This window comes from Hydrogenophaga atypica, from assembly GCF_042665215.1.
Classification (GTDB): domain Bacteria; phylum Pseudomonadota; class Gammaproteobacteria; order Burkholderiales; family Burkholderiaceae_C; genus Hydrogenophaga; species Hydrogenophaga defluvii_A.
On the sequence record NZ_JBHTCA010000045.1, the window covers coordinates 1 to 13,379 of the forward strand.

At 61.9% G+C, this 13,379-nt stretch carries 15 protein-coding genes and 1 pseudogene; 6 read left to right on the forward strand and 10 right to left on the reverse strand.

Annotated elements, in window-relative coordinates; genetic code table 11:
• The coding region (locus ACFQPB_RS22960) for a diguanylate cyclase domain-containing protein (RefSeq protein WP_382228515.1) at positions 1-188 on the forward strand (188 nt) is incomplete at its 5' end.
• A gap of 198 nt (positions 189-386) precedes the next feature.
• Complete coding sequence (locus ACFQPB_RS22965) at positions 387-1,079, forward strand: YkgJ family cysteine cluster protein (protein ID WP_382228518.1); 693 nt, start codon at positions 387-389, stop codon at positions 1,077-1,079.
• A 64-nt stretch (positions 1,080-1,143) separates the two neighbouring features.
• Here the strand turns inward: ACFQPB_RS22965 and ACFQPB_RS22970 are convergent, their stop codons facing one another.
• The 4 genes from ACFQPB_RS22970 to ACFQPB_RS22985 all read right to left on the reverse strand — a co-directional run bounded on the left by ACFQPB_RS22970 (position 1,144) and on the right by ACFQPB_RS22985 (position 4,285).
• Positions 1,144-1,380: a hypothetical protein gene (locus ACFQPB_RS22970; protein ID WP_382228521.1), complete on the reverse strand. Its 237-nt coding sequence runs from the start codon at positions 1,378-1,380 to the stop codon at positions 1,144-1,146.
• Between the two features lie 95 nt (positions 1,381-1,475).
• Positions 1,476-3,461, reverse strand: a complete 1,986-nt coding sequence (locus ACFQPB_RS22975) for an SWIM zinc finger family protein (protein ID WP_382228524.1) — start codon at positions 3,459-3,461, stop codon at positions 1,476-1,478.
• A gap of 23 nt (positions 3,462-3,484) precedes the next feature.
• On the reverse strand, positions 3,485-3,826 hold the full coding sequence (locus ACFQPB_RS22980; protein WP_382228527.1) for a hypothetical protein: 342 nt from the start codon (positions 3,824-3,826) through the stop codon (positions 3,485-3,487).
• 156 nt (positions 3,827-3,982) lie between these two features.
• Positions 3,983-4,285 carry a hypothetical protein gene (locus ACFQPB_RS22985; protein WP_382228530.1) on the reverse strand — a complete coding sequence of 101 codons (303 nt, stop codon included), beginning with the start codon at positions 4,283-4,285 and terminating at the stop codon, positions 3,983-3,985.
• 272 nt (positions 4,286-4,557) lie between these two features.
• Between ACFQPB_RS22985 and ACFQPB_RS22990 the strand changes: the two genes are divergently transcribed.
• Both ACFQPB_RS22990 and ACFQPB_RS22995 read left to right on the forward strand, forming a co-directional pair.
• Entirely contained in the window at positions 4,558-4,767 is a 210-nt protein-coding gene (locus ACFQPB_RS22990) for a hypothetical protein (RefSeq protein WP_382228533.1), read from the forward strand.
• 115 nt (positions 4,768-4,882) lie between these two features.
• A complete protein-coding gene (locus tag ACFQPB_RS22995) occupies positions 4,883-5,416 on the forward strand; it encodes a chorismate--pyruvate lyase family protein (protein WP_382228536.1) in 534 nt (177 codons plus the stop codon).
• A 19-nt stretch (positions 5,417-5,435) separates the two neighbouring features.
• On the opposite strand, the gene pabB is transcribed toward ACFQPB_RS22995, so the two are convergent.
• Entirely contained in the window at positions 5,436-7,286 is a 1,851-nt protein-coding gene (pabB, locus tag ACFQPB_RS23000; protein WP_382228538.1) for an aminodeoxychorismate synthase component I, read from the reverse strand.
• 308 nt (positions 7,287-7,594) lie between these two features.
• Here pabB and nadB point away from each other — a divergent pair, with 308 nt between their 5' ends.
• Positions 7,595-9,217, forward strand: a complete 1,623-nt coding sequence (gene nadB, locus ACFQPB_RS23005) for an L-aspartate oxidase (protein WP_382228541.1) — start codon at positions 7,595-7,597, stop codon at positions 9,215-9,217.
• On the opposite strand, the gene ACFQPB_RS23010 is transcribed toward nadB, so the two are convergent.
• Entirely contained in the window at positions 9,214-10,479 is a 1,266-nt protein-coding gene (locus tag ACFQPB_RS23010) for a type II toxin-antitoxin system HipA family toxin (protein ID WP_382228544.1), read from the reverse strand. The genes nadB and ACFQPB_RS23010 overlap by 4 nt on opposite strands.
• A complete protein-coding gene (locus tag ACFQPB_RS23015) occupies positions 10,476-10,811 on the reverse strand; it encodes a helix-turn-helix domain-containing protein (protein WP_382228546.1) in 336 nt (111 codons plus the stop codon). The genes ACFQPB_RS23010 and ACFQPB_RS23015 overlap by 4 nt, the downstream gene beginning before the upstream one ends.
• 560 nt (positions 10,812-11,371) lie before the next feature.
• Between ACFQPB_RS23015 and ACFQPB_RS23020 the strand changes: the two genes are divergently transcribed.
• Positions 11,372-12,046 (forward strand): helix-turn-helix transcriptional regulator, encoded by a 675-nt coding sequence (locus tag ACFQPB_RS23020; RefSeq protein WP_382228548.1) that lies wholly within the window; start codon positions 11,372-11,374, stop codon positions 12,044-12,046.
• A gap of 155 nt (positions 12,047-12,201) precedes the next feature.
• Here the strand turns inward: ACFQPB_RS23020 and ACFQPB_RS23025 are convergent, their stop codons facing one another.
• From ACFQPB_RS23025 to ACFQPB_RS23035, 3 genes and pseudogenes are all read right to left on the reverse strand, one after another.
• On the reverse strand, positions 12,202-12,555 hold the full coding sequence (locus ACFQPB_RS23025; RefSeq protein ID WP_382228552.1) for a helix-turn-helix domain-containing transcriptional regulator: 354 nt from the start codon (positions 12,553-12,555) through the stop codon (positions 12,202-12,204).
• Positions 12,556-12,861: 306 nt separating this feature from the next.
• Positions 12,862-13,173, reverse strand: a complete 312-nt coding sequence (locus tag ACFQPB_RS23030; protein WP_382228554.1) for a hypothetical protein — start codon at positions 13,171-13,173, stop codon at positions 12,862-12,864.
• 87 nt (positions 13,174-13,260) lie between these two features.
• Positions 13,261-13,379, reverse strand: a pseudogene (locus ACFQPB_RS23035) (IS5/IS1182 family transposase); the annotation flags it as partial.

Consider the following 13,379-nt stretch of genomic DNA (forward strand, 5'->3'; position numbering starts at 1 on the left):
GCTGCGACCTCCAGACGACCATCTCGGTGAGCGTGGGTGCCGCGCAGTTTGATCCGGTGCGGCATGCGGGCGGTGACGAACTCATCCACGATGCCGATCAGGCTCTGTACCGAGCCAAAGAGCGCGGACGCAATCGTGTGGAGCTATCGCCGCAGAGTGCGTCTGTGGGCACGGTCGCGCTGGCTTGATTGACATGGCCATCGTCCGCGCGGGCAGGGCTGTGCATGCCAGGACCCAAAACGGGAGTCCGTTCGCAGGTCAGGCAAACACCGCGCAGGGCCGGAAATGCTCAGGGCTTGATGTGGTTTTCGGCTACGCTGCGAGCCGCACCCCCATCAGATCGTGGCGTCTGGCGCCGCATGTTGTGTGATCAAGCCTCTGCCTGCATGAATTCAGTTTTTGTTCCCGATACCCACCTGGAAGATCACCTCGAGCAGGTCCACGCCAGATGGCAGGCCTTGCGTATGTCCACCGATTTGCAGGCTCGGTCTGAGCGAATACAGGCGGAAATGGACACGGATGCATTTGACCGGATGATGACGGCCGCCAGCCGGGCGAAATCAGGCGGTCAAAGGGTGTTGTGGTTGCACAGGGCGGCGGACGTGGTGGCGGGTGCCGTCTCTCGCTCCAAGGCCTCGGCCTGCACAAAGGGGTGTGACCACTGCTGCCACATCCCGGTGTCTGTCTCTCGTGCAGAGGCTGCGCACCTGGCGGCAGTGTCGGGCAAACGAATGGCGACCGCTCCCGCACACGCTGTGCGTGTTTCACAAGAACCGGATCGACTTCAAGGCGATGGAGCCATGAAGGGAACAAGTCCAGGCCGGTGGGAGCACCACATTGGAGAAGCCTGCCCCTTCCTGAGTCACGGCGAGTGCACGGTGTGGGCCTCGCGCCCATTGGCCTGCCGGTACTATTACTCCATCGACAAAGACAATTTGTTGTGCAAGTTGTTGCCCGACAAGCAGGGTATCGAGGTGCCTCAGCTCAATGTGCTGGCATTCACGGCGATGTACTGGGGGATTCTGGGCCTGAACCAGGATGTGGCCGACATTCGAGACTGGTTCCCCGACGAGGCGTGAGATCAGACTTGGGAGGGGACGGCACCCACCTCCCCGCGTTCACTGGCGCATCTCCGTGGTTGATTCAGGCGTCGCTGTCCAAGGCACGGACAACCCGCGGCAGCAAGGAAATCCACACGGGCCCAGCACGCTCGATGGCCTCAGCCATGGTGTAGTTCATCGACGCCAGCCAGTCGGCGCGGTTCAATGCCAGTGCGACTGCGACTTTTTCGCCGGTGGACTGTACGGCCCAGGCAGCGTCACCACCCTCCATGGCGGCCCGCGCTTTGCTCAAAAAATGCCGGTATTCCACGTCGCTCATGGTGTTCGTCCTAAATCGCTCGACTCAACTGCTGTCTCAACGATACCAGCCTCTGGACAAGAACTGGCTCCTCGGGCGGCATAGGCCAGTGCGCATCACACCACCGGCAGATCACGCACGAAATTGCGCTTGGCCTTGTGCACGGACGCCAGGTGCAGCAGCCAGTGGCGGCGGGTGATGTCGTGGCCCATGCGGGCCAGAATTTTTCGAACCAAATCCAATTCGCGTCGATATGGGCTGGTGGCGCGCAGCATGGTCGAGGTGAGCACACGCTGTAGCAACGTGACCGCCTGGTCCCACTGGGCGTGTCCCAGGTGCAGGGCAATGTGCTCCAGAACCTGCTCGCTGCAGTACGCCGGCGGCTGAACCAGTTGAAGCGCCTCGCCCCAATGGTTTTCGGCGCACAGGAGAGAAGCCCGCAAACTGACATCGCGCTCGTTCGGGCCCGGTCCCAACAAACGCTGTGGTCCAAAACGGGTGTGCCCGGTGCGCTGCGACCGTGAGTGGGTCAGCAAGATCTCTTGCTCGGCAATGGCGTTGAGGATGGTTTTCCGCGTGCTTTCGACATCGTGGCCGGCATGCCCCGCAGCGGCCAGCACCGCCAGGTACGTCTCTGGCCCCGGGCGCGCCCGAAACCGCCGCATTCTCAAATCAAAGGCTTCTGCGGTCCATCCGTCGCGCTCGTAGGCCCGCAAGGCGCAGTCCTGCACTTGCCAGTCGTCCGGGAACGCCTTGATCGCAGCCTCCGCATGGGAAAAGGCGTCCCGCATCCGCCCGTGTTGTTCAAGAAACTGAACCACGCGGACATGGTCAGTGCTGTTGTTAAGGTCTTCTTTGAGGACGGACAGGGCCGCGTCGATATCGCCCTGAGCAGCAAGCTGCTGCAGGTGCATTCGTTCCAGCGTGAAAAGCTGGGCGCTGTCGCTGAGCGAATGCACCTCGTGCAGGGCGGCAATGTACTTGGACGCCGACCGGCCACCAGCCGTTTGGCGGTGCGCCAACACCTCGTCCTTGGCTTTTCTCCAGGATTCATGCAGCTTCTGGCGAAACCGGGTCAGCGCGGCCGCTCCCATGGCGGTCTCCACCGCGCCGGTGTCAAAACACCCAAACGGGTCTTCCAGCCGCAGCTTCAGGTAGGCCGTACCAAAGGCCGCGGGTTGAGGCCCATTGGCCTGCACAGCATTGACCCAACGCGCGGCAACAGAACGGCAGAGCTCTCCCACGTTGCCGTAGGAGTCATCGACTTGTTGAAACGCTGCCCAGGTTCGCCGCATCGCGTGCTGGGTCAGCGCCAACGCACCTTCTGGGTCGGTTTTCAAAGCCCGGTCCAGCAAGGGCAGAACGGCTTCCGCCCGTTGCACGTACTTGTGGCTTTGGCTCGCGGGCACGAAGCTGCGGCCGACCGCCAGCATCTCGGTGACCAGCGTTTTGTGTTCGACCACCGACGCCACCGGTTGGTCCAGCCGAATCCACTGGTTCAGCTCCTTGGCAATGCCCGCATCCCGGTTGGCCAGGTCCATCAGTTTGGAGGCCAGCTCACTGACCGGGCGCGAGTTCAAGAACGTTTCCAGGGCTTGGTGCTGTGCGACTTCTTTGGTGATCAGGCGCGCGGTTCGGTCAGCAAGTGTCGGACTTGCTGTGGGGGCGTCTGCTGCAATCCCTGTGGGACCACCTGAGTGCGGCGTGGAGCGCGGTGTGCCCAGCAGGTTTCGCCAAACCATGGCCAGCGCGACCTGGTGTTTGCAGAACGTGCCGTCTTCGGCGTGTGGGCAGTCACACCCACCACCAACCGAACCGTCCCTGACCGAGACTTCTGTGAGATAGATATCGGTGCCGATGATTTCGGCATAGATGGCGGGGATGGCGCCGCCCTCCTCCGCAATCACGGTGATGGCGTTGGAGGTCACATAGTCTTTGGCGCGACCAAAGACGGCCTTGCCGGCGAGACTGCGCAACGCGGTATCGCTGAGCGCCTCGATCAGCCCCTTGATCACTTCCTCAGTGAGCCCGCCAGTGAGCGCACCATCCGGCGTTCCATTGGACGTGCCGTTGTCATGTGCCCCAGGCAGCGCATCTGTCATTTCAACGTGACCTCAAAAGAGCATCAGTGCGGCGAGGCGTCGCGTCGCGGCAACGCTGATTCAGCGGGATCCATGAGGTCTTCCAAGGTCAAGCCGTATTCGACCATCCGCGCGTTGATCTCCTCGATGGCCGCGGTCCGCTCTCCCTGCAGGTCGCTCTCGAGAGTGGCAAAGAATGCGCTGGCTTTGCCTATCAGATCGTTAAAACGCTGGTCGTTCAGGGGTTCGCTGCGGGTGGGCGCCGGCGGGCGCTTGTTGGCGGGACGATCTGACTTGAATCTCATCGGATACAGGTGGTGGGCGCAGGGGGCAAGGGTGCGGAGGACCTTCAAGACATTGAGCTGACGTTGCGGCGTGGAGCGCATGGCCAAGAGTGGATGGCGCACTGTGCGCTGGCGTGGCGGCTGTGATGCGATGCCAGGATGTCTGTGCTCAAGTTATCGGCACCATTTTACGTAGCCGCAGCCGAATCAACACTGCTTCGACGGATCGAATCGGTGGATGTCACCCGTTTGAGGCCATCAAGTGCCGCTGGTCTCCACCGGTGTGGCCATCACCTTGGCCCCAGAGAAGATGCACTCCAGTTTCTCGTTGATGTAGTCCGACATAAACGGTTTCAACGGCAGAGTTTTTCCGTTGTGCACGTTGCATTCCGAAAAATCCACCCCGTCTTTGTGCGCGAGCTGGCAGGCCGCGATGTATTCGTTCATCAGCCCGGCGAACTCGATGAAGGGGTGGTTGCCGATCTTGACTGCGCTGCGATAGAAGGCATCGGCGGTGCGGCGCATTTCGAGCAGCGCTTGCTCACGTTCATGGGCGTTCATGTGGAATGCGGTGCTTGTGATGTGACGTTTGTTTTGCGTGCAGTGTGGCTGAGCCGAGCGTGGCAAGGCTACGGAAGGACACATTGCGAGCTTCATCTGAGGTGATGGTAGCGGCGAGTGGCCTTGCCGCAACCACCGGTCGGGATCACAGGCCGAAACCGTTTGCCTGACATGCCCCACATTTGTGCATCCGAGCGCTCAAGGTGATACGACCGGTGGCCTGTGCGGATCCCTGGCCGGATGATTTGGTGCTGCGGTATAACCGCGACGACATGAATTCGGACTCGCCCCACCCCGCCAACCGCTGCCACTTCTGCGCGGCCACCAGCTACCACCACCTGATCGCCCGAGACCCAGCGGGCGTCATGCGCCCAACCACCACGCTGGTGTGTGATGGTTGTGGGAGGCAATTTGAAGACAAAGACGCATGGCGCAGCGGTACAGGTGTGGCCGGGACTTCGCCAGAGGCCGGCAAGCCTTGATGGCTGGTGCTGCCCACCGCTCCCGACTTTTGCACATTCTGCGTCTCGCTGTTCCTTTGCGCGTTCCCGTACCACCCCTGCCGTGAGCCAGTTTCGACACTGCGCGGGTGCGCACGTGCACCGATCTGCCGACCCATCGATCAATGCCTGGCTGTTTGCGGGTGGCTCTTTGACCGCGCGATTGCGCGCGCATGGCACGGTCGAGGTGGTCGTGGTGGGGCAAGGCGCTTCAGCGCTGTGGTTGGCAGAGCAACGTGATCTGAACTGCCGTTGTGCCTACGCCCGTGAGGTGATCCTGCTGTTCAACGGCCGGGCGGCGGTGTGGGCGCGCAGCGTGATACCACTGCCCGCATTTCATGGGGCGTGGAAATCATTGGCCTGCTTGGGCACCCGACCGCTGGCCGAACTGCTGTTCCAGGGCAGGTCATTGGATCGGGATGCGCTTGTTCCCCATCGGCTATTGCGACAAGGCCCCGTGTCTCGCTGGGTTCGACAGTCCACCGTGGTGGCTGGGCACGTCGATAATCCGCTCGTGCAACCCACCTGGGCCTGCAGCTCCGTGTTCTGGCGCAGGGGCCAGCCGCTGCGTGTGTTTGAAGCATTTGCGCCTTGGGTTACCCAGTTGCCGACCCCACGCACCGGCCCCTGACAGCGTCCGACGCGCCGGTTCAGACGAGCTTGGCGTTCAACCACCCGCGCAGGCTGTTGAAGAAGGCGATGGCCTGCGCTTGGTGCAGGTCTTCCTTGGTGAGCACGGCTTCGCGTAGCTCGCCCTTTTTCAGGAGCTGACCCCTGCCAACCCCTGGCAAAAGCCCGCAGCTCAATGGCGGCGTGAGCCACTGGCCAGCCACCTTCAGCGCCACATTGCCCCGTGTGAACTCGGTCAGCTGGCCCTGTTCGTTCCACAGCAGGGTATCGAAGACGCCAGGCGTTGTCGGTGCGAACGCGTCGTAGTGGGCCCTGCGGGTGGTCTTGTGCCGGAAGAAATCGCCGTCACAGCCCACTGCGTGCCGTGTTGCCAACTGCACTGTGACTTCCACTGGCGAGGCCTCCAGCGGGAACGCCTGGGCTTGCACCTGACCATTGCGGTGGCTGAGCAGTCTCACACGCCACTCACCCACAGGGTGCCCGTCCAGCAGATCGCGCAGGGCCTGCTGCAGGGCTTTGTCATCCCAGAAAAAACCAAAGTGAGCGGCGCTGGTGCGCATGCGGGCCAGGTGCTGCTCCAGGTGAATCAGCGTGCCCTGGCTCAAGCGCAAGGTTTCCAGCAGCTCAAACGGCTGGCTGGCGCGCTCCGCAAAGGCACGCTTGTGCCGCCACTCCGCCCATTCCTCGTTCGCGGTGGCGTCGCTGGTGATGCCGCTTCCCACGCCATAGTGGATCTGATTGCCCCGCAGCACCAGCGTACGTATGGGCACGTTGAAGGTGGCAGCACCCCCCGGTTGCAACACCCCAATGGCGCCGCAGTAGACACCCCGCGCCTGCGGCTCCAGTGCTGCGATGTGTGTCATGGCCCGCAACTTGGGAGCACCGGTCACAGAGCCACAGGGAAACAGGGCTCGCAGCACATCGACCAGGCTTGTCCCGTTGCGGGTGCGTGCTTCGATGTCAGACGTCAATTGCCAGACGGTGGGCCAGGCTTGGACCTGGAACAGATCGCGCACCTTGACCGAGTGGGGTTCGGCCACGCGGGACATGTCGTTGCGTAGCAGGTCCACGATCATGACGTTCTCTGCGCGCTCCTTGGGCGATGCGAGCAACTTCTGCCGCAGCACCTCATCGCGTTCGGCCGTGTGACCACGGGGGGCGGTGCCTTTCATGGGCGAGCACAGCAGGCGGTTGTCTCGCCAGTCGAAGAACAGCTCGGGTGACACGGACAGGATGGTGCCGCCTGAGTTCGCGTCGGTGCCCTGGTCGGCATCCATGTCAGCGATGTAGGCCGAGTAGGCGTTGGGCTGCGCCGCACGGAGTCGATCAAACAAGGCCAAGGGATCGCCCTGGAAGGTGCCGGTCTGTCGGGTGGTGAGGTTGACCTGGTAGAGCTCGCCGTCTGTGATGGCTTGCTGGATGGCATCGAACGCGTGGTCGAATTCGGGCCGCCGGGGACCGTCGTCCCAGCCCACCGCAGCTGTAGCGTTTTCGCCGACACACCAAGCTTGCTTTGCAGCCTGCTGATTCAGTGGCTTGTCGTAAACATAGAAGCGAGCGAAGGCGCCGTCGGCCGCAGGACTGGATGGCGACTGGAACACGCGCTCAGACGTCCGAGGGCACACTTGCTCGAAAGCCCGTTCGAATGCGGGTGCTGCCTCGTAGCTGATGTGGCCCACACACCACGCCCCCGCACGAGCCAGCGCATCGGCTTGTTCGATGACCGAGATCACCTCATCCAGGGCACACGCGATCAAACACTGTTGGGGTTGACCAAAGGCCAGGTGCAGGGGGGAGCTGTGGGCGTCGGGTGCGCGGAAATCGATGAGGGCGGTCGGACGAAGCGTATTGCGGTCGGGAGCAAATTGCATGCGCGGATTGTGAACAGGGACGCAGCATGGCCCGCTTAGAATCCGCGCCAATTTGGAGCCACGCCGACGGGTTGTCCCGCCCAGGGAATTTGCCTTCGTTCGACGGTCGGCCGCGCACTTGGTGTTCATCCGCACCACACGCGAGGCGTCTTGCCAAACAACGGGATGGCGATCACAGCCCGTTTCAAACCCGTCACCCACATGGGGTTCTGAGTACACCCGTTTGCACGCCGTGTGTGCGTCGTGTGCGTGCTGTGTGCTCGCCAGGCACCTTGACTGCTCTTGCCTCCGAGAGGGTGGGCGATGCCATGTGTGCCATTCCGTTTGAGCACTTGTTTTTTGGTTTGATTGTGAATTCTCATTTCGACGTACTCATCATTGGCAGCGGCCTCGCTGGTCTTTCGGCGGCGCTGCACCTGGCTCCCACCCACCGCGTGGCGGTGCTGACCAAACGTGCCATGACCGATGGCGCGAGCAACTGGGCCCAGGGGGGCATTGCCGCTGTGCTGGCCGAGGGCGACAGCCTGGAAGACCACGAGCGTGACACCCATGTGGCCGGTGCCGGTCTGTGCGACATCGACGCCACCCGCGCCACCGTGGCCGGCGCACCGGACGCCATCCGTTGGCTGCAGGGCCTGGGGGTGCCGTTTTCTGAAGAAGACGGTGAGTTGCACCTGACCCGTGAAGGGGGGCACAGCGCACGGCGCGTCGTGCACGCGGCCGATGCCACCGGTGCGGCCGTGATGGCCACCCTGGTCGAGCGCGTCCGGGCAACGCCTTCCATTACCGTGCTGGAACACCACACCTTGGTGGACCTGATCCTGAGCGACAAACACGCCGATCTTCCCGGCCCCCGGCGCTGTCTGGGCGCTTACGCACTGGATGAGGCAAACGACCGGGTCATCGCCTTCACCGCCAGTCACACCGTGCTGGCCACCGGTGGTGCGGGCAAGGTCTACCTCTACACCAGCAACCCGGACACCGCCACCGGTGACGGCATCGCTGCCGCCTGGCGTGCGGGCTGCCGGGTCGCCAATCTGGAGTTCATCCAGTTCCACCCGACCTGCCTGTACCACCCACACGCCAAGAGTTTTCTGATCAGCGAAGCGGTGCGTGGTGAAGGCGGGCAACTCAAGTTGCCGCCCTCCCACGGCAGCCGGCGGTTCATGCCCGAGCACGACGAGCGAGCCGAGCTGGCGCCCAGAGACGTGGTGGCGCGTGCCATCGACGCCGAAATGAAAAAACACGGCCTCGATTGCGTGCACCTGGACATCTCGCACCAACCCCCTGAGTTCCTCCAAGAGCACTTCCCCAACATCTTGGCGCGCTGCGCTGAGCTGGGCATCGACATCACCCGCGAACCCATCCCCGTGGTGCCGGCGGCCCACTACACCTGTGGTGGGGTGGTGTCGGACCTGGCCGGACGCACCGATGTGGCCCAGCTTTATGTGTTGGGCGAAACGGCCAACACCGGACTGCACGGCGCCAATCGTTTGGCCAGCAACTCGCTGGTGGAGTGCATGGTGTTTGCGCAAGCTGCCGCTGCGGCCATTCGCGAAACCGCCCCATCGTCCACCCCGAACGTGTGTCCGTGGGACGAAAGCCGCGTGACCGATCCCGATGAGCGCGTGGTGATCTCACACAACTGGGACGAGTTGCGCCGCTTCATGTGGGACTACGTGGGCATTGTGCGCACGGACAAACGGCTGGAGCGTGCGGCCAACCGCATCGCCCTGCTGCAGTCGGAGATCCAAGCCTTCTATGCGCAATTCAGAGTCAGCCGCGACTTGCTGGAGCTGCGCAACCTGGTGCAAGTGGCTGAGCTCATCGTGCGCTGCGCCCAGCAACGCCATGAAAGCCGGGGTCTGCACTTCAACCGGGATTGGCCAAATCTGTTGCCGCAAGCCCTGCCGACGGTGCTCGTACCCTAGCCTTTCGCCCACCTGCGCTGTTCCATCAGGAACGGCCGATCGATGCTGGCGCTGAGCATCTCGATGTCCCGCGCGCTCACCCCCAGGGACTCAAAGTGCAGGCGCCAGTTGTCGACCACGTTGGCCACCTCTCTCACGGCCGACCTGGCCTGGACCGCCGAGAGGCGAAACGCCTTGTGTGCGCTCATCGCGTTCTCCAGCGTGGACTCAGCGCCCCGCTCGCCCACACCGATCTGCTGGTACCCCAGGTTCTGGCACGAGGGCAGCACGTCGAAGGCGGGTGCCAACCGTGGCGACTTCCCCGCGCTGAAAACCAGCGCGTGGTTTTTTTCATGGTCGTCGGTGTTGTCCATGAGGATGTTGAAGACCATCCGCTTGAACAAGGTGCGCTCCATGGCCTGTGCTTCGGTGGCCGGAGCATAGCGGCGCAGGTACTGCGCCAGGTTGGCGTAGCTGAAGTCGCTGCCAACGGCTCTCAGTGCGGTGCGCAGCGACATCGCGTGGTAGCGCGTGGCCGCCGCGCCTTGGCCCACCCACTGGCGATCAAACCGCTGCACCGCAATGGCATGCCCTCTGCCGTGGCCAAGGGGGATGGTGCGCGTGCCCGCAGGCACCAGATGGGCCACGTTCGCCAGCGTCATCGTGGCATGTTCCACCAGGCCGACGTCAAAGGCCTCATCGCGCTCGGGAAACTTGACGATGTGGGTTTGCCCGTCGATGTGAATCAGGGCCTTGGGCTTGGCGCCCCCCAGCGTCGCCCCAGGGCGGATCAGCCGGGCCAGGTGTTCGTCCACCTTTTGACCGTTTTCGATCGCCTGCACCAACTCGTAGATAGCGGACACATCGCTCAACTGGGGCGCAGGTCCGCTGTGGCAGGGCACATAGCGGTCCTTCTCAAGGGAAATGCCCAACGCCCCGAACCGGTCGTCACCTGCGAAGAAGAGGTATTCCAGAATGGACAGGCGCTTGGGCGCATCGATGTACCTGATGACCCGTTCCCCCCATCGATCGGGTCGCGCATCGTCAATGGCCCCCGGCAGGTGTTCCGCTTCCGGAAAAAACTCCCCCGTTTGCAAGGGCAGGTCTGGACTCAAGGAGTACCCGTCTTTGATCCATGCGTCCGCGTACTGAAAAACGCCGCCCTTGAGGCGTGGGCTCAGGTCCAGCGTGCCCACCAACCGAGGTTCGGCCGGGTTGTGCAGCCAGAACACGAACAGCCTGTCCTGTGGCACGTAGTCACGGGCTTCCACGGCGTTGTTCATTCAGGTACCCCCTTTCTTCGCCGAACTGCGCCGGAGACTTTGCGTGCCTCTGCTTCGGCTGCTGCGTAGTCCAGATGGGGGGCTGCCGCGAGGGGCAACTGATCGGACCGCCCGATGAGCCAAAGTGCCGTGGCGTAGGCGCCCATCGAGACCTTGGGATCACCACGCTCCATGCGCAGCAGCGTGGGCGAGGTGACGCCTAGGCGCGACGCCCATGCCGCGCGCGACTCGCCACGCCGCTTGCGGGCGATCTGCAGATTTGCGCCCAACTCCGCCAGCTGGTTTTCGACGGCTGGAGGCAAAAACGCCAGGGATGCGCTGGGCTTTGGCATAACAATTTGGAAAATACAGATACCAATTGGTTTTTGAATTGTATTCTGTAATTTCTTATGGGGTGCGATTTCCGGAGCGCTTGAGTCGCAGAGCAAGCGCGGGCGTCCCGACGAAGTGTCCTGCTCTGGCGGCGCAGGCTGCTCGGCTGCACCTGATGCTGGAATGTCGCAACTGACGGGCGCCGGCAACGCTCGCTCCAATCACCTACTCGAGGGACCCGTGGCAGGACGAGCACTGGTTGCCTAGATCAGTGACGACAACGCCTTCTGACTTGCCTCTGGGCACGGCCCCGGCAGCCCCTGAATCCACCGGATCTTGTTTCTGCCTGATTTTTGCGCACTGCTCGGCAAGTCAATGCTGCTGCGACCTGGGGCAGTTGTGCCCGCAGTTTTCCACAGGTTTAAGCAAGTGCTTTTGGGATAAGTCGACCAACGTAGTGTCCACCTCGCGGTAGCCCGCCGGGTCCCAGACTTTCTGATGCCATAACCTGACAGCACCTCTTTTTCATCTGTAAGGCATTCTAGACAGTTGAGCTGCGGAAACCTACCATGCGATATCTATGCCCGGCACTTCGGAAATCACTTCGGCTGCGGACCAGCTGCTTCTGCTGGGCTTGGGTGCGCGCCTCAAACGGGAGCGACTTCGTCAGGGGTTGACCACAGTACAGATGGCCGAGAAGGCCGACCTGTCGCGCATGACCCTCAGATCGGTCGAAGCCGGTGAGCCCACGCCAACCATCGGCAGCTATCTGCGCGTCATGCGTGTCCTTGGGGTTTCACAGGACTTGGCAATGTTGGTCAACGATGTCGAGCCTGCGTCAGGGAGAAGCAAGAAGCAGGTGACGGGCGCCAAAGGGGTGGTGGTTTCCGTCAGCGACAAACGGCACGAGCGGCAAGATCTTCAGAGCCTGGTCATGCACCAGGAGGCGGTGCGTCTCATGAAGCGGGACCCCGCGTTGATACAGCGTGCGTTGGAAACGCTGAACCGTTGGCAAGCCAAAGGAGATCCGCATGCTCAAGCACTTTGGCAGGAGTGGGCGGTCATATTGCAACGGCGGTCCTGGCGTCAGGCACTCGCGCTCACCGGTCGTGCCCAGCAGTTGCGCCAAGCTTCACCAGTGGTGACCGTTTTGCCTCAAGATACCCGTCAACGGATTGTTGAAGAGGTCCAAAGGCTCAGCGCCGGCGTTCTTTTGCGTGTGAAATCCGCATGCGCCGAGCAACCTGGATGCTGATGGAGATGGGCATCACTTTAAAAGACATCGGCGTTGATGCGATATCGCCTTGGATGTCGACCTCGCGTCGTTGAAACCACGTCCTCAGCCGATATTCCAGGGGGAATCCGTGCAGTGGTTATCGCGAAGGGGTAAAAGCCGCTTTTTTTGCCAGATCAGTCGCCAGACGGCGCACGGGTCATGCCCCGACCGAGTGTGCGAGTCGTCACATGAACTGTCAGCCCCGCAAGCCGTTGTAAATGGCTGATCACCGCAAACAAATTCTTGGCTTGCGGATTGCCGCTTGAGCCGAACATCCGGATCAGACTCTTGGGCGATAAGCCGGTCTCCACTCCCAACGCCTCGAAGCCGATCGTTGCCTTGATATAGTCGCGAATGATCGCCTTGCCGGTGTCGACGTCGCCCGCAAGCAGGGTCTCGATGCCTTCCTTGAAAAGGGCATCACGGAACTTCGGGTCGGTCTGCACCCGAGCGAGTATCGTTTCCTTGAAATCGCGTGTCAGGCCCATCGGCAGACTCGTAGTGGACTGCACATCGGCAGGTTTGCGCGGACGCCTTCGCAGAGCAGCGAGGGCGTAGAAATATTACCCTAAATTGGTATCGCATGCGTTACCAGATGGCGAGCCCAACCCCTCGGAAAATTCCATACAGAGGCGCCCACCATCCGTCCGTTTGCCGGCAGACATTCGGTAGTGTGCGCGTACGGTATTTACTGAATGGACGACTGTTTGGCTGCTCGTTTGCTGCTCAACCACTCGTGGTTCTGTACAGATTCGCTCCCCTGAGGAGGGAAATCGGCCGGCGCCTCCTCTGAGTCAGTCAGCGCGTGATGGGAACTCGCCGCCATGCTGCGCTGGGTCAAAGAGACTCAACCGCTGCCTGAGTCGCGCGTCTTGCTCGGTCGGATCGGTCACCCTCAGCCAAGGTCCCAACGTCATCTTCAAACAGTGTTGGCACAGGTCGACCTGCACGTTGTTACCGTCGCCGAAGATGGACCCGTAGCCAGCTTTCGCATTGATGGAGGTCATTTCATAGAATTCAGATTCACCATTCTCCGCAACAAGGCCGCATCGATCGCAGCGGATCTGCGAGGTAAATGGCTCAGGTCTGACGTCCTTGATTTGCATGTTCTCGATCCTACAGGGGCGTGTCATTTCTTGGGTCTTGACGGACGTCAGCAACTCCATCGAAGTACGTTTTGCCGTGCTTAGAATCTATCCGTAAATTATGTTGACACTCAAAGGCACCTTGCGAAACGCGATGATCGCCGCCGCGAGATGGTTGAGTGCGAGGAAGCTGCGCTCGAGCTTCTCGTAGCGCACGAGCAGTTTTC